General features: G+C 66.5%; 2 protein-coding genes. Both read left to right on the forward strand.

The features are described 5' to 3' along the window. The coding region (locus FS777_RS19965; protein ID WP_306107638.1) for a phosphopantetheine-binding protein at positions 1 to 915 on the forward strand (915 nt) is incomplete at its 5' end. Further along, positions 915 to 18,602 carry a non-ribosomal peptide synthase/polyketide synthase gene (locus tag FS777_RS19970; protein WP_145257291.1) on the forward strand — a complete coding sequence of 5,896 codons (17,688 nt, stop codon included), beginning with the start codon at positions 915 to 917 and terminating at the stop codon, positions 18,600 to 18,602. The genes FS777_RS19965 and FS777_RS19970, both read left to right, overlap by 1 nt.

An 18,602-nucleotide genomic window follows, 5' to 3' on the forward strand; every position in this document is an offset into this window, starting at 1 on the left:
ACCTGCGTGGAGGAGGGCAGCGACAGCGTGCCCATCGGGCGCCCCATCGCCAACCTGCACACCTACGTGCTGGACGCTGCCCTGCAACCGGTGGTGCCAGGGGTGGCCGGTGAGTTGTACCTGGGTGGCGTAGGCCTGGCCCGTGGGTATCACCGCCGCCCGGCGCTGACCGCCGAGCGCTTCGTGGCAAGCCCTCTGGGTAATGGCGAGCGCTTGTACCGCACGGGTGATCGGGTGCGTTACCGCGCCGACGGCGTGCTGGAGTACCTCGGTCGCCTGGACCACCAGGTGAAGATCCGTGGCCAGCGCATCGAGCTGGGAGAAATCGAGGCGCGCCTGCTGGAGATGGCCGAAGTCCGGGAAACGGTCGTGCTAGCTCAGCCTGGCGCCGCTGGCGCGCAACTGGTCGGCTACGTGCTGGTCGACGGTGCTGACCTGGAGCCCACCCGCCAGGCGCTGCTGCGCGAGCGCCTCAAGGCTCACCTCAAGGCCAACCTGCCCGGCTACATGGTCCCCGGCCAATGGCTGCTGCTGGAGCAGTGGCCGCTCAGCCCCAACGGCAAGCTGGACCGCAAGGCCTTGCCACTGCCCCAGGCAGCGCCACCACAACACGGCTACGAAGCCCCGCAACGCCCGGTCGAGTGCCAACTGGCAGCGATCTGGCAGGACCTGCTCCAGCTCGACAAGGTCGGCTTGAACGACCACTTCTTCGACCTGGGCGGTCACTCTCTTCTCGTCGTGAGCCTGGTCTCACGCATTCAACTCGAGCTTGGTATGAAGGCAACTGCGCAATTGATTTTCCAATACCCCACCCTGGGCGAGCTGGCCCGCCAACTGGAGCACGAAGGCGGGGCGGTGGATGCCGCCACCCTCGACCAGCTCGAAAGCCTGCTCGACGAAATGGAGGCGGTGTAATGGATCACGCCAGCGCCCTGCGCATTGCCCAGCGTTTCATCGCCTTGCCCTTGGACAAGCGCCGCCAGTACCTGGCCAAGATGGCCGAACAAAAGGTCTCGCCCGGCAACCTGCCAATTCCTGTCATCCGCGAGCAGTTAGACAGCCTGCCGCTGTCCTTCGCCCAGGAGCGCCAGTGGTTCCTTTGGCAACTGGAGCCAGGCAGCAGCGCATCTCATATCCCTACCGCCTTGCGCCTGCGCGGTCACCTCGACACCCAGGCTTTGCAACAAGCGTTCGATGCCCTGGTGGCACGCCACGAGACCCTGCGCACCACCTTCGTGATGAAGGACGAGCGGCCCTGCCAGCACGTGCATGGCTCACTGCCGATCGCGATCGAGCCGTTGCACCTGCCGGCCACCCTGGCACCCGAGCATCAACACGCCCAAGTGCAGGCGTTGATCGAGCAGCAGATCGCCAGGCCCTTCGACCTCGAGCACGGCCCGCTGGTACGGCTGGGGCTGCTGAGGGTGGCTGACGATGAGCATGTGCTGGTGATGGTGCAGCACCACATCGTCTCCGATGGCTGGTCGATGCAGGTCATGGTCGATGAGCTGATGCAGCTGTACCTGGGCTTGGTCCACGGGCGGGCGGTCCAGCTGCCTGCGCTGCCCATTCAGTACGCCGACTATGCCATCTGGCAGCGTCGCTGGATGGAAGCCGGCGGCAGCGAGCAGCAACTGGCCTACTGGCGTGAGCAACTGGGCGCGCATCAACCGGTGCTCGAGTTGCCCACCGACCGTCCGCGCGCGGCCCAGCCAAGCCTGCGCGGCGCGCGTTTCGACTTGCCCATCGACAAGGCGCTGAGCGAAGCCTTGCAAGCCCTCGCGCAGCAGCAACAGGTCACGCTGTTCATGCTGTTGCTGGCGTCGTTCCAGGTGCTGCTGCACCGCTACACCGGCCAGACCGATATTCGCGTCGGGGTGCCCAACGCCAACCGCAACCGGGTCGAGACCGATCGCCTGCTGGGTTTCTTCGTCAACACCCAGGTGCTGCGCGCTGATGTGCAGGGGGCCTTGGCCTTCCCGACGTTGTTGCAACAGGTCAAGCAGACGGTACTCGGTGCTCAGGCGCATCAGGACTTGCCGTTCGAGCAACTGGTCGAAGCCTTGCAGCCAGACCGCAGCCTGAGCCACAACCCGTTGTTCCAGGTGATGTACAACCATCAGCGCCAGGGCCGCGACCCACGTGCCCAGCAGGTGCCTGGCCTGGAAATCGAAGGGCTGTTCTGGGAAAGCCACAGCGCCTCGTTCGACCTGACGCTGGACACCGTCGAGGGTGAAGACGGCCTGTGGGCGTCGCTGACCTATGCGTGCGACCTGTTCGATGCCGCCACCATCGAGCGCCTGGGGGGCCATTGGCTGGCCCTGCTGCGCGGCCTCGTCGCCGATCCGTCGCGCTGCGTTGCTGCACTGCCGATGCTGGCCGTCGATGAGCATGAGCACCTGCACGCCGTGCGCAACGCCCCGGACCTGCGCCATGCCGACGGCCCGCTGGTGCACGAGCGCATTGCCCAGTGGGCTGCGCAAACCCCGCAGGCCACCGCCTTGCTGTTTGGCGAGCAGCGCATGAGCTTTGCCCAGCTCGATCAGCAGGCCAATCGCCTGGCCCATGCTTTGGTCACAGCAGGGGTGGGGCCGGAAGTGCTGGTCGGTATCGCCCTGGAGCGTGGCCTTGAGATGGTCGTGAGCCTGTTGGCGGTGCTCAAGGCCGGCGGTGCCTATACGCCGCTCGATCCGCAATACCCCCGCGAGCGCCTGTCCTATCTGATGCAGGACAGCGGCATGGCCCTGCTGCTCAGCGACAGCGCGCTCATGCAGCGCCTGCCGGTACCGGATGGCTTGGCAACCCTGGCCCTGGACCACATGGACCTGGCCGCGCAACCCTGCCACGCGCCAGCGAACGCCGCCCAGGCCGATAACCTGGCCTACGTCATCTACACCTCGGGTTCCACGGGCCTGCCCAAAGGGGTGGCAGTGGCCCATGGCCCCATCGCCATGCACTGCCGAGCCATTGGCGAGCGCTACGAAATGACGCCGGCCGACTGCGAACTGCACTTCATGTCATTCGCTTTCGACGGTGCCCACGAACGCTGGCTCACGCCCCTGACCCACGGGGCTTCGCTGCTCATCCGCGACCCGCAGCTGTGGACCCCGGAGCAAACCTATGCCGCCATGCATGCACATGGGGTGACGGTCGCTGCGTTTCCACCGGTCTACCTTCAGCAACTGGCCGAGCACGCCGAGCGCGATGGCAACCCACCGCCGATGCGGGTGTACTGCTTCGGCGGCGATGCGGTGTCCGAGGCCAGCTACGCCATGGCTCGGCGCGCACTGCGTCCGACCTATATCATCAATGGCTACGGCCCTACCGAAACCGTGGTCACCCCCCTGATCTGGAAAGCTGGCGAACAGGACAGCTGCGGTGCGGCCTATGCGCCCATTGGCGATCGCGTCGGTGAACGGCGCGCGTATGTGCTCGATGCCGACCTGAACCTGTTGCCCCTGGCCATCCCGGGTGAGTTGTACCTGGGCGGGCAGGGCTTGGCCCGTGGCTACCTCAAGCGCCCGGCGCTCACTGCTGAAAGGTTCGTACCGGACCCGTTCGGCAACGGTGCCCGGCTGTACCGCAGCGGTGATCGGGTGAGCCTGCGCAGCAGCGGCATCATCGACTACCTCGGGCGCATCGACCGCCAGGTCAAGGTGCGGGGTTTTCGTATCGAGCTGGGCGAGGTGGAAGCGCGCCTGCTGGCGGTGCCGGGGGTGCGCGAAGCGGTGGTGGTGGCCCAGGCCGGCCCGAGCGGCCAGCAATTGGTCGGCTACGTGGTGAGCGACGACGCGCCGCAATTGGCGTCCAATCATCAAGCCCAGGCTGAGCGCCGCGAATCGATCAAGCGCTGTTTGAAGGTGGACCTGCCCGACTACATGGTGCCCACGCACGTGCAGTTGCTCGAACGCATGCCCTTGACCCCCAACGGCAAGATCGACCGCCAGGCCCTGCCCGTAGTCGACCTTACCCAGCTGCAAGGCCAGCATGTGGCCGCCAGCAGCCCGCTCGAGCAGGCGCTGGTGCAGATCTGGCAGGCGGTGCTGAAGGTGCCTCAGGTGGGGGTGACCGACAATTTCTTCGAGCTGGGCGGTGATTCGATCATCTCGATCCAGATGGTCAGCCGGGCCCGTCAGGCCGGCATCGTGCTCAGTCCCAAAGACCTGTTCCTGCACCAGACCGTGCAGGCCTTGGCCGGTGTGGCCCGTTTTGGCGAGGTCGCCCGCATCGATCAGGGCCCGGTCGCTGGCAGCCTGCCGCTGCTGGCCATCCAGCGCTGGTTCTTCGCCCAGGGCATTGCTGATGCGCACCACTGGAACCAGTCCGTGCTGCTGGCACCAACGCAGGCGTTGCAGCCACGTGCGCTGGAAGCGGCGTTGCAGGCGCTGGTGCTGCACCATGACGCCTTGCGCCTGCGCTTCGATGCCCAAGCCGGGCTCGCCTGGCACCGGGCACCGGCCCAGCAACAGAGCGCCGAGGAGCAGGCGCCTTTGCTGTGGCACGCCACGGCCGCGCGCGGCCAGGCCCTGACCGCGTTGTGCGAGCAGGCCCAGCGCAGCCTCGACCTGCGCCAAGGGCCGCTGCTGCGGGCTGTGCTGGCGGAGTTGGACGATGGCAGTCAGCGGCTGTTGCTGGTGGTTCATCACCTGGTCGTGGACGGTGTGTCCTGGCGCATTCTGTTCGACGATCTGCAGCAGGCCTACTCGCAGTGCCTGGCAGGCGAGGCGCTGTCGCTGCCGGCCAAGACCACGGCCTACAAGCACTGGGCAGAACGCCTGCAGGCACTGGCGCAAACCCCGGCCCTGGCCGAGCAGCTGCCGTACTGGCAGGCGCAGGTCGCAGGCGCCGCCGACCACCTGCCAGGCGCGCGTCCTCACGCCAGCCTGGAAAAACGCCATGCCTGTACGGTACACACGCGCCTGGACGACACGCTGACCCGGCAATTGCTGCAACAGGCCCCGGCGGCCTACCGCACCCAGGTCAACGACCTGCTGCTGACCGCGCTGACCCGCGTGATCTGCCGCTGGACTGGGCAGGCCTCGGCGCTGATCCAGCTCGAAGGGCACGGCCGTGAAGCGCTGTTCGACGAGGTCGACCTGACCCGCACAGTGGGCTGGTTCACCAGCGCCTTCCCGGTACGCCTGGACGATGCCGCTGAGGTGACCGACGCGATCAAGCGCGTCAAGCAGCAGTTGCGCGCGATCCCTGACAAGGGCATCGGCTACGGCGCCCTGCGCTACATGGGCAGCGCCCAGTCGCAGGCAGCCCTCAACGGCCTGGCCGAGCCGCGCATCACCTTCAACTACCTGGGCCAGTTCGACGGCAGCTTTGCCAGCGACCAGGGTGCCCTGTTCGTGCCAGCCAGCGAGGACGCCGGCGCTGAACAGGGCGCCGAGGCCCCGCTCGGCAATTGGCTGAGCATCAACGGCCAGGTGTACGCAGGCCAATTGCGTTTGGGCTGGACCTTCAGCGAAGCGATGTTCGAGCGCAGCGACATCGAGCGGTTGGCGCAGGATTACGCACGCGAGCTGAACCAGCTGGTCGCCCACTGCCTGTTGCCGGGCAGTGCCGGGGTGACGCCTTCGGACTTCCCGCTGGCCATGCTCGACCAGCCACAGCTGGACGCCCTTGGCCTGCCCTGGGCGGACGTCCAGGACCTGTACCCGCTCTCGCCCATGCAGCAGGGCATGCTGTTCCACAGCTTGCTTGAGCAACAAGGGGGGGACTACATCAACCAGCTGTCGGTCAGCGTCGAGGGGCTGGCGCCCGAGCGTTTCCGTGAGGCCTGGCAGGCGGTGGTCCAGCGCCATGACATATTGCGCAGCGGGTTCCTCTGGCAAGGCGGGCTGGCCCAGCCGCTGCAGTGGGTGCGCAAGCAGGTGCAGCTGCCGTGCCGTGAAATCGACCTGCGTGGCCATGAAGATCTTGACGCTGCATTGACGCGTCTGGCTGATGCCGAACGCGAGCAAGGCTTCGACCTGGCCCAGGCGCCACTGCTGCGCTTGACGCTGGCCCGCACGGGGGATGATCGCTATCAGCTGATCTATACCAGCCATCACATTTTGCTCGACGGCTGGAGCAATTCGCAGCTGCTTGGCGAGGTGCTGCAGCACTACGCAGGCCAGGCGCTGAAGAGCCTGAACGGGCGCTACAGTGATTACATCGGCTGGTTGCAACGCCAGGACAAACAGGCCAGCGAGGCCTTCTGGCGCGCACAGTTCGCCACCCTTGAGGAGCCGACCTGGCTGAGCCGTGCGCTCAAGTGCGCCGCCACCGGCCAGACCGGGCAAGGCGAATTGAAATGGCGCCTGGACGCTGCGATGACCGAACAGTTGCACGGCTTTGCCCGTCAGCAGAAAGTCACCCTCAACACGCTCGTGCAGGCCGCCTGGCTGTTGCTGTTGCAGCGCTACACCGGCCACGACAGCGTGGCATTCGGGGCTACGGTCGCGGGCCGGCCTACGCAGTTGCAGGGCATCGAGCAGCAGATCGGCCTGTTCATCAATACCCTGCCGGTGGTCGCGCGGCCCGAGCCGCAGCTGGCGCTGGCCGGTTGGTTACAGACCGTACAAAGCATCAACCTGGCACTTCGGGACCACGAACACAGTGCGCTGAGTGATGTGCAGCGCTGGGCCGGGCAGGGCGGCGATGGAGTGTTCGATACCCTGCTGGTATTCGAAAACTACCCTGTGTCCGAGGCGCTGCAGCAAGGCGGCGTCAGTGACCTGCACTTTGGTGACGTGCACAGCCATGAGCAGAACAACTACCCACTGACCCTGAGCGTCAGCACCGGGGCCGACCTGTTGTTGCATTACAGCTATGACGCGGCGCAGTTCAGTGCCGAACGCATGGCTCAGGTTGCAGGCCACCTGGCCCATCTGCTGGCGCAGATGGCGGACGGCTCGCCCCAGCGCTGCCTGGGTGAGCTGAAGCTGTTCGAAGAGGGGCGCCAGCGCGCCCCGGTGCAGGACTGGGGCATGGCCGCCGGTCAATACCCAAGCCTGGCCCCTGCCCATGTGCTGTTCGAGCAGCAGGCCCAGCGCGTTCCGCACCACACTGCGCTGATCACTGAAACCACCGAGCTGACCTATGCCCAGCTTAACGCGGCGGCCAACCGCCTGGCCCACCGCCTGATCGCCCAGGGCGTGGGCCCGGACGTGCTGGTCGGCATCGCCGCCGAGCGCGACGCGCCGATGGTCATCGCCTTGCTGGCCGTGCTCAAGGCAGGCGGCGGCTACGTGCCGCTCGATCCGAAATTCCCCCGCGAGCGCTTGCAGCAGATGATCGAGGACAGCCGCATCGCGCTGCTGTTGACCCAGTCGCACTTGCGCCAAGCGCTGGCGCTGGACGCGCAGGTGCAGTGCCTGCTGCTGGATACGCCTGAGGACGGCAGCGGCGCCGACAGCGACCCGCTCAACCGCGTGCACGCTGACAACCTGGCCTACGTGATCTTCACCTCCGGCTCGACCGGCCGGCCGAAGGGCGTAGCCATCAGCCATGGTGCCTTGACCCGCCACGCCTTCGTGGCCCAATGGTATTCCGATATCCACGCATCCGACTGCGTCCTGCAATTTGCCACGTTCAACTTCGATGCCTTCGTCGAGCAGCTTTACGCCCCGCTGGTCTGCGGTGCCACCGTGATGCTGCGGGGCAACGAAATCTGGGACAGCGAGACGTTCTACCAGCGGGTGCTGGCCCACGGCATCAGCGTGGCCGACCTGCCGACCGCGTACTGGAACCTGCTGGCCACCCAGTTCGCCAGCGTAGGGCCACGCGACTACGGGCAGCTGCGCCAGATTCATGCGGGCGGCGAAGCCATGCCGCCTGAAGGCATGGCCGCCTGGCACAAGGCCGGGCTGGGCCGTGTGCGCCTGCTCAACACTTACGGCCCGACCGAAACCACGGTCACTTCCACCACGCTCGACTGCACCCCGTACGTGCTGGGCGAACAACCCGTGCCTCACACCTTGCCGATCGGCACGGCTTTGCCAGGGCGGGACATCTACCTGTTGGACGATGCCGGGCAGCCGGTGCCGACCGGTGTCGTGGGTGAGCTGGTGATCGGTGGCCAATTGCTGGCGCGCGGCTATTTCGGCCGCAGTGCGCTGACCGCCGAGCGCTTCTTGCCCGACCCGTTCGGCGGCAACGGCGGGCGCTTGTACCGCACGGGCGACCTGGCGCGCTACCGTGCCGATGGCGTGATCGAATACGTCGGCCGGGTGGACCATCAGGTGAAGATCCGTGGCTTCCGTATCGAGCTGGGCGAGATCGAGACTTGCCTGCTGGCGCAGGCCGGTGTCAGCGAGGCGCTGGTCATGGCGCAGCCTGGCCCGAACGGGCCGCAACTGGTCGCTTACCTGGTTGCAGATGCAAACGTGCAGACGCTGCGCGAAGCGCTCAAGGCGAGCCTGCCGGACTACATGGTCCCCGCCCATCTCATGCTGCTCGACCACATGCCGCTGAGCCCGAGCGGCAAGATCGACCGCAAGGCACTGCCGCTGCCCGAGGCCTCCAGTAACCAGGCATTTATCGCCCCCCAGCGCCCGCTCGAACAGCAACTGGCGCGTATCTGGCAAGACGTGCTGAAGCTTGAGCGGGTCGGGGTGGACGATAACTTCTTCGAGCTGGGCGGTGACTCGATCATCTCCATCCAGGTGGTCAGCCGAGCCCGTCAGCAGGGGCTGCACTTCACGCCCAAGGAACTGTTCCAGCACCAGACCCTGCGCGCCCTGGCCAAGGTCGTGCGCACTGGCGACAGCGCCGTGCACATCGACCAGGGTACCGTCCTCGGCGGCATGCCGCTGCTGCCGGTGCAGCACAGCTTCTTCAGCGAGGCCATTGCCCAGCGTCACCACTGGAACCAGTCGGTGCTGCTGGTACCACGCACCGCGCTTGAGGGCGTTGCACTGGAGCGGGCATTGCAGGCCCTTGTGCAGCATCACGATGCGCTGCGCCTTACCTTCAGCGAGGGTGAGCAAGGCTGGCAGGCCGAACATGGCGAGCCCGTGACGGCGCTGCTGTGGCAGCGCGAGGTGGCCGATGCCCAGGCGCTCACCGCCCTGTGCGACGATGCCCAGCGCAGCCTGGACCTGGCCCACGGCCCGCTGCTGCGCGCGGTGCTGGCCACCCTTGCCGACGGCAGCCAGCGCTTGCTGCTGGTGATCCATCACCTAGTGGTCGATGGCGTATCGTGGCGCATCCTCTTCGAGGACCTGCAACAGGCCTACGCACAATGCCTGGCCGGGCAGCCCCTGAAACTGCCGAGCAAGACCACGGCCTACCAGGCTTGGGCGCAGAAACTGAAGGCGCATGCCCACAAGCCGGCGCTGCTGGGCCAGAAGGATTACTGGCTGGCGCAACTGCGTGGTCAACGCACAGACCTGCCGGGCGCCAAGGCCGATGCGGGCATGCAGGGGCACCACGCCCAGACTGTGCAGACCCGCCTGGACGCCCAGCAAACCCGTCGCCTGTTACAGCAGGCGCCTGCGGCGTACCGCACCCAAGTCAACGACTTGCTGCTGACCGCCTTGGCCCGTGTGATCTGCCAGTGGACGGGCGAACAGGCCGCGCTGATCCAGTTGGAAGGCCATGGCCGCGAGGAGCTGTTCGACGACGTGGACCTCACCCGTACCGTGGGCTGGTTCACCAGCCTGTTCCCGGTGAAGTTGCCCGTGTCGACCGACCTTGGCGACACGCTTCGCCAGGTCAAGGAACACCTGCGCGGCATCCCTGACAAGGGTATCGGCTATGGTGTGCTGCGCTACCTGGGGGACGCTGCCACACGCGAGGCCCTGGGGGGCCTGGCGACGCCGCGTATCACCTTCAACTACCTGGGCCAGTTCGACGGCAGTTTTGCCGACGACGATGACGCCTTGTTCACCCCGGCTACCGAAAAGCGCGGCCGTGAGCAAAGCCCAGATGCCCCATTGGACAATTGGCTGGTGCTCAACGGGCGCGTGTACGACGGTTGCCTGAGCCTGGACTGGACGTTCAGCGCCGAGCAGTTCGAGGTGCAGACCATCAAGGACTTGGCCGATGCCTACGGCGCACAACTGCAAGCGCTGATCGAACACTGCCTGGCGCCTGACGCGGGCGGCGTGACGCCGTCCGATTTCCCCCTGGCCAGTCTTGACCAGGCGCAACTGGACCAGCTTGCGGTGCCTGCGGCCAACCTTGAGGACATCTACCCGCTGTCCCCGATGCAGCAGGGCATGTTGTTCCACAGCCTCTACGAACAGGGAAGTGGCGATTACCTGAACCAGATGCGTCTGGACATCGGTGGGCTCGACCCGCAGCGATTCCGCAGTGCCTGGCAGGCCACCCTCGATGCCCACGCCATTCTGCGCACCGGGTTCAACTGGCAGTTCGAGCAGGCCGTGCAGGTGGTCATGAATCGGGTCGAGCTGCCGTTCCGCCTGCTGGACCTGCGCGACGAAACCTCTGCGCAAGCAACCCTTGATGCCCTGGCGCAAAGCGAACTGCAACGTGGCTTCGAGCTTCATACCGCGCCGTTGCTCAGGCTGGTACTTGCACAGACCGATGTGCAGGACTATCACCTGATCTACACCAGCCACCATATCCTGATGGACGGCTGGAGCACCTCGCAGCTTCTGGGCGAAGTGCTCCAGCGCTATGCCGGTCACCCGGTCACCCAAGGGCCTACGCAGTACCGCGACTACATCGGCTGGTTGCTGCGTCAGGACCGTCAGGCCAGCGAGGCGTTCTGGCGCGATCAACTGGCCCGCCTGCCGGCACCGACCCTGCTGGCACAAGCCTTGAAGCCGGCAACGCGCAGCTCAGGTCAATACGATCATTACCACCGGCTGGACGAACATCACACCCAGCGTCTGAGCGCCTTTGCGCGGCGCCACAAGGTCACCCTCAACACCGTCATCCAGGCGGCCTGGCTGTTGCTGCTGCAACGCTACACCGGGCACGACGGCGTCGTGTTCGGGGCCACCGTGGCCGGGCGCCCGGCGGCGATCAGCGGTGTGGAGCAGCAGATCGGCCTGTTCATCAACACCTTGCCGGTAGTGGCCAGCCCCCAGGTAGATCAGCCGCTGCAGGCGTGGCTGCATGCGCTTGTGCAACTGAACCTGGCACTGCGCGAGCAGGAGCACACCCCGCTCTTCGATATCCAGCGCTGGGCCGGGCAGGGCGGTGAAGCGCTGTTCGACAACATCCTGGTGTTCGAGAACTATCCGGTTTCCGAGGCGCTGCAAGCAGCGCCCGTGGACCTGCGCTTTGGCAGCATCGACAACCATGAGCAGAGCAACTACCCGCTGACCGTCAGCGTAAACGCCGGGTCCACCGTGCTGCTGCACTTCACCTATGCGGGCGAGGCGTTCGATGCGCCGGGTATCGCGGGCATCAGTGACAACCTGGCCCACTTGCTCCTGCAAATGGTCGAGGGGCCCGACGGGCTTTGCCTGGGCGATCTGACCCTGCTGGACGACGGTCGCCAGCGCGCCCCGGTGCAGGACTGGGGCATGGCCGCCGGTCAATACCCAAGCCTGGCGCCTGCCCATGTGCTGTTCGAACGGCAGGCCCTGCGTGTTCCGAACCACATTGCGCTGATCACTGAAACCACCGAGCTGACCTACGCCCAGCTCAACGTGGCGGCCAACCGCCTGGCCCACCGCCTGATCGCCCAGGGCGTGGGCCCGGACGTGCTGGTTGGCATCGCCGCCGAGCGCGACGCGCCGATGGTCATCGCCTTGCTGGCCGTGCTCAAGGCAGGCGGCGGCTACGTGCCGCTCGATCCGAAATTCCCCCGCGAGCGCTTGCAGCAGATGGTCGAGGACAGCCGCATCGCGCTGCTGTTGACCCAGTCGCACTTGCGCCAAGCACTGGCGCTGGACGCGCAGGTGCAGTGCCTGCTGCTGGATACGCCTGAGGACGGCAGCGGCGCCGACAGCGACCCGCTCAACCGCGTGCACGCCGACAACCTGGCCTACGTGATCTTCACCTCCGGCTCGACCGGCCGGCCGAAGGGCGTGGCCATCAGCCATGGTGCCTTGACCCGCCACGCTTTCGTGGCCCAGTGGTATTCCGATATCCACGCATCCGACTGCGTGCTGCAATTCGCCACGTTCAACTTCGACGCCTTCGTCGAGCAGCTTTACGCCCCGCTGGTCTGCGGTGCCACCGTGATGCTGCGGGGCAACGAAATCTGGGACAGCGAGACGTTCTACCAGCGGGTGCTGGCCCACGGCATCAGCGTGGCCGACCTGCCGACCGCGTACTGGAACCTGCTGGCCACCCAGTTTGCCAGCGTAGGGCCACGCGACTACGGGCAGCTGCGCCAGATTCATGCGGGCGGCGAAGCCATGCCGCCTGAAGGCATGGCCGCCTGGCACAAGGCCGGGCTGGGCCATGTGCGCCTGCTCAACACCTACGGCCCGACCGAAACCACGGTCACTTCCACCACGCTCGACTGCACCCCGTACGTGCTGGGCGAACAACCCGTGCCTCACACCTTGCCGATCGGCACGGCTTTGCCAGGGCGGGACATCTACCTGCTGGACGACGCCGGGCAGCCGGTGCCGACCGGTGTCGTGGGTGAGCTGGTGATCGGCGGCCAGTTGCTGGCGCGCGGCTATTTCGGCCGCAGTGCGCTGACCGCCGAGCGCTTCCTGCCCGACCCGTTCGGCGGCAACGGCGGGCGCTTGTATCGCACGGGCGACCTGGCGCGCTACCGTGCCGATGGCGTGATCGAATACGTCGGCCGGGTGGACCATCAGGTGAAGATCCGTGGCTTCCGTATCGAGCTGGGCGAGATCGAGACTTGCCTGCTGGCGCAGGCCGGTGTCAGCGAGGCGCTGGTCATGGCGCAGCCTGGTCCCAATGGGCCGCAACTGGTGGGCTACGTGATCACGCAGGTGGCTGCGGTCACGCTGCGCGATGCCCTGAAAGCGAGCCTGCCGGACTACATGGTGCCGGCGCACCTGGTGGTGCTCGACAGCCTGCCATTGAGCCCAAGCGGCAAGATCGACCGCAAGGCGCTGCCGCTACCCGAGGCCGCTAGCCGCCATGCCTTCGCCGCGCCGCAGACAGCGCTCGAACAGCAGTTGGCCACAGTCTGGCAAGACGTGCTGAAGCTTGAGCGGGTCGGGGTGGACGACAACTTCTTCGAGCTGGGCGGTGACTCGATCATCTCCATTCAGGTGGTCAGCCGAGCGCGGCAACTGGGGCTGCACCTGACCCCGAAAGCGTTGTTCCAGCACCAGACCCTCCGGGCCTTGGCCCAGGTCGTTGGCACGGCAGACACAGCTCTGCAGATCGACCAAGGTGCGGTCACCGGCAGCACGCCGTTGCTCCCTGTGCAGCACAGCTTCTTCAGTGAGGCCATTGCCCAGCGTCACCACTGGAACCAGTCGGTGTTGCTGGTGCCGAGCGCGCCGCTTCAAGGGGCTGCGCTGGAGCAGGCGTTGCAGGCGTTGGTGCACCACCACGATGCCCTGCGCCTGCGCTTCAGTGAAGGCGAGCAGGGTTGGCAGGCCTGCCACGGCGACAGTGCCCAGGCGCTGCTGTGGCAACGCGAGGTGACCGATGCCCAGGCACTCACCGCCCTGTGCGACGATGCCCAGCGTAGCCTGGACCTGGCCCAGGGCCCGCTGCTGCGCGCGGTGTTGGCCACCCTGGCCGATGGCAGTCAGCGCTTACTGCTGGCGATCCATCACCTGGTGGTCGATGGCGTGTCGTGGCGCATTCTGTTCGAGGACCTGCAACAGGCTTACCAGCAGTGCCTGACCGGGCAGCCGCTCAGCCTGCCGGCCAAGACCAGCGCCTACAAGGCCTGGGCTGAACGCCTGCAAGCCCACGCCCGAAGCGAAACCCTATGCCAGCAACTGGCCTACTGGCAGGCCCAACTGCAGGGCTTTGCCCAGACGTTGCCTGGCGAAGATGCCCAAGGCAGCCAGCAGGTGGGCGACGCCCACACCGTGCAGGTTGAACTGGATCCAGCGCTGACCCGACAACTGCTTCAGCAGGCCCCGGCCGCTTACCGCACCCAAGTCAATGACCTGCTGCTGACCGCCCTGGCGCGGGTGATCTGCCAATGGACGGGCGAGCAGGCGGCATTGATCGAGTTGGAAGGCCACGGCCGCGAGACGCTGTTCGACGACGTCGACCTCACCCGTACCGTGGGCTGGTTCACCAGCCTGTTCCCAGTGAAACTGCCGGTGGCGGGGCCAGTGGGGGACACCATCAAGCAGGTCAAGGAGCACCTGCGTGCCATCCCGGACAAGGGCCTTGGCTTTGGAGTGCTGCGTTATCTGGGCGATGCGGCCACCCGCCAGGCATTGGCCACCCTGGCGCAGCCACGCATCACCTTCAACTACCTGGGCCAGTTCGACGCCAGCGCCGCACGTGAGGACGACGCGCTGTTCGCCCCGGCTGCGCAGAGCGGTGGGCGCCAGGTCAGTGATCAGGCGCCGCTGGGCAATGCCTTGACCATCAACGGGCAGGTGTTCGAGGGCGCCCTGAAGCTGGACTTCACCTTCAGCCGCCAGCGGTTCGCCGCGGGCACCATCGAGGAACTGGCCCAGGCCTATGTGGGCGAGCTACGTGCGGTCATTGAACACTGCCTGGCCTTGGAGCACCCCTGCCTGACCCCGTCCGACTTCCCGCTCGCAGGGCTGAGCCAGGCGCAGCTGGACCGCTTGCCGGTGCCGGCCGGGGCTGTCGAAGACCTGTACCCGCTGTCGCCGATGCAACAGGGCATCCTGTTCCATACCCTCGAAGCCGCCCAACAGGGGCTGTACGTCAGCCAAACCAGTGTGCAGGTACAAGGGCTGGACAACGCGCGCTTCATTGCGGCCTGGCAGCACATGGTCGATCGCCATGAAATCCTGCGCACTGGGTCCTGGACCGAAAGCCACCTCAGCGAGCCGTTGCAATGGGTGGCCAAGCGCGCCGAACTGCGTGTGCGCGAGCTCGATTGGCGGGATCGCCCGGTCAGCGTCGCCGACCTGCAACGCCTGGCCGAACAGGACTACGCCCGCGGCTTCGACCTGCTGCACCCGCCCTTGATGGGCCTGACCCTGGTGCGCCTGGACGAGCAGCGCCAGCAACTGATCTGGAGCAGCCACCACATCCTCATGGACGGCTGGAGCCACTCACGCCTGCTTGGCGAGGTGTTCGCCGTGTACGGTGGGCAAGCACTGCCCGGCAAGCGCGGCAGCTACCGCGACTACATCGGCTGGCTGGCCGCCCAGCCCCAGGCGCAGATGGAGCTCTTCTGGAAAGACAAGCTGGCCGGGCTGGAAGGGCCCACCCTGCTGGCCACCGGGTTGCATCCAGCGCCCGTCGCCGAGGCCGACGGCTACGACGCCCTGTACCTGAACTGGGACGCCGCGCAAACCCGGCAACTGCGTGATCAGGCCCAGCGCCTGCGGGTCACGCCCAACACGCTGATCCAGGCGGCGTGGTTGCTGCTGCTGCAACGCTACACCGGGCAATCGCGCGTGTGCTTCGGCGCAACCGTTGCCGGTCGTCCGGCAAACCTGCCGGGTGCTGAAGACATGCTGGGCCTGTTCATCAACACGCTGCCGATCATCCAGGCACCTGCGCCCGAACAACCGGTGGGCCAGTGGTTGCAGGCCCTGCAGGACTACAACGTGCAGGTGCGTGACTACGAGCACGTCTCTCTGGCCGATGTGCAGCGTTGGTCCGGGCAAAGCGGGCAGGCGCTGTTCGACAGCATCGTGGTGTTCGAGAACTATCCCCTAGACGAGCGACTGCAAGACGCCGGTGAAGACGGCTTGCGCTTCGGCGCCAGCGAAGGCCGCGACGTGACCAACTATGCCATGGACCTCGCCGTGCACCTGGATGACACCTTGAGCATCGAGTTCCTTTACTGGCGCAGCCGCTTCAGCCCCGCCGCCTGCCAAGGCATCCGGCGCAGCTTCGAGCGCTTGCTTCAAGCGCTGCTGGGCGACCCACTGGCAGCCATCGGCAGCCTGCCCATGCTCGATGCCGACGCTGAACGCCAGCAAGCCCAGGCCAACCGGCTGGTCGCCAACCCGACCCGCACGCCGCTGCTGCAGCGCATTGCCGGGCATGTGCAGGCCCGTGGTCAGCAGGTGGCGGTCAGCTGCGCCGGGCGGTCCCTGACGTATGCCCAACTTGAGGCGCGCGCCAACCGCCTGGCCGTGGCCCTGATCGAGGCCGGTGCTGCCCCGGAGGTGCGTGTCGGGGTGGCGCTGGAGCGCTCGGTGGACATGATCGTGGCCTTCTATGCGGTGCTCAAGACCGGCGCTGCCTATGTCCCTGTCGATATCGACTACCCACGCGAGCGGGTGCAGTGGATCATCGAGGACTCGGCCATGCGACTGCTCATCAGCCAGGCCAGCGTCAGTGAACGTTTGCCAAGCGCCGAAGGGGTCGACACCCTGCTGCTCGAATCGCTTGCGCCGGTGCAGGCGCAGGTCGCCTTGCCGGCGGTTGCGATCGACGAGGACAACCTGGCGTACCTGATCTACACCTCCGGTTCGCTGGGCAAGCCCAAAGGCGTTGCGGTCGCCCGCGGGCCGCTGGCCATGCACTGCCAGGCCATCATCGAGCGCTATGGGATGAGCGAGGCAACCCGCGAATTGCTGTTCATGTCGTTCGCCTTCGATGGCGCCCAGGAGCGCTGGCTGTCCACCCTGGCGGCCGGTGGTCAGCTGGTGGTGCGCGACAACCGTCTGTGGACGCCCGAGGAAACCTGGCAGGTGCTGCATGAGCAGGCCATCACCATCGCCTGTTTCCCGCCTGCGTACCTGCAACAGTTGGCCGAATACGGCCAGGCCTTCGACAGCCCGCCACCGGTGCAGATCTACTGCTTTGGCGGCGACGCTGTGGCCGATGCCAATTTCGAGTTGGTCAAGCGCACCCTGCGCCCAAGGCTGCTGACCAATGGCTACGGCCCTACCGAAACCGTGGTCACGCCGTTGCTGTGGGTGGTCGATACCGACCAGCGCTGCGAGGCGGCCTATGCGCCGATTGGCACACGGGTGGGCGAGCGTACCCTGCACATTCTCGATGCCGGCCTGAACCCATTGCCCGATGGCGTACCGGGTGAGTTGTACATTGGCGGGGAGGGGCTTGCGCGGGGCTACCATGCGCGGCCAGGCCTGACCGCCGAGCGTTTCGTCGCCGACCCCAGCGGCAGTGGCGCGCGCCTGTACCGCACCGGCGACCTGGTGCGCCGCCGCGCAGACGGAGTGATCGACTTCCTTGGCCGCCTGGATCATCAGGTGAAGATCCGGGGCTTTCGCATCGAGCTGGGCGAAATCGAGGCCCGCTTGCGCAGTCAACCCCAGGTGCGCGATGCGGTCGTCGTGGCCCGTGACACCGAAGGCGGCAAGCAACTGATCGGCTACGTGGCCACCAGCAGCCCGGCGCTGCAAGGCGAGGCGCTGCGCATGGCGTTGCAACAGGGCTTGCCCGACTACATGGTGCCCAGCCAGATCCTGGTGCTGGAACACCTGCCGCTGAGCCCCAACGGCAAGGTCGACCGCAAGGCGCTGCCAGACCCGTCCTTCAAGGGCCGCGAGTACGTGGCGCCGCGCAACGCCCTCGAAGCGGGCCTTGTCGCGATCTGGCAAGAGGTGCTGGAGCTGGAGCAGGTCGGGGTGACGGACAACTTCTTCGAGCTGGGCGGCGACTCCTTGCGCACCCTGAAGGTGTTGTCCAAGGTGCGCAATCAACCGGCGCTGGGCATTGAGCTGAAGCTGCGTGACATGATGAGCAAACCCACCATCGCCGAGTTGTCCGGTTATGTGGATGACGCCGTGGCAGTGCCGTCACCGCTGCTGCCGCTCAACGGTCCGGTCGCGCAATGCGAGCCCCTGTTCTGCCTGCACGCAGGGTTCGGCACCGTGTTCGACTACGAGCCCCTGGCGCGGCGACTGGACGGAGTGCGCCAGGTCATCGGCGTGCAGTGCCGCATGCTGCTGGACAAGCACTGGCAGGACAGCTCGCTGGAAGCCATGGCCCAGGACTACGCAGGGTTCATCCGCGAACAGCAACCACAAGGGCCGTACCACCTGCTGGGCTGGTCGCTGGGCGGGCCGCTGGCGCTGCTGGTCGCCCGTGTGCTGGAAGGGCAGGGCCACTGCGTGCACTTCGTTGGGCTGGTGGACAGCTTCGTGCCCGGTGACCACGGCCCAGAGGACGACCTGACCGAAGAGCTGCGCAACTTCCTGTCGATCATCCTGGACCAGCCGCCCGAAAGCCTGCCGACGTTCGACCTGACTCTCGACGGCTCCCACCAGGCCCTCGAAGCCCTGGTAGCGCAGGTGCAGGCCCACGTGCTGGGCAGCGGTGATTCACCGCGCTTTGCTGCCGAGGAACTGGTGCATGCCTTTACGGTGGCGCTGCGCCTCAAGGCACTGTCGCGACGCCTGGCGCCGCTGCCCGCCATCGAGTGCCCGGCCAGCTTCTGGTGGGCAGAGGAGGGGTACGGCGCGCCGGCCCACGCCTATCAACGGCGGTTCAGCCATGACGACGCAACGCTCATCCAGGCGTCGCACTTCGACATCCTCAAGCAGCCCCAGGTGTTGCGCGAGGTGTGCCAGTGCCTGGATGCGACCACCGAAACCCAGGGGCGCGCGTGA

It is taken from the genome of Pseudomonas sp. DE0157 (genome assembly GCF_007678615.1).
Lineage (GTDB): Bacteria > Pseudomonadota > Gammaproteobacteria > Pseudomonadales > Pseudomonadaceae > Aquipseudomonas > Aquipseudomonas parafulva_B.

Coding starts and splice junctions, on each gene's coding strand:
- FS777_RS19970 (WP_145257291.1), top strand. CDS start 915: ATGGATCACGCCAGCGCCCTGCGCATTGCCCAGCGTTTCATCGCCTTG.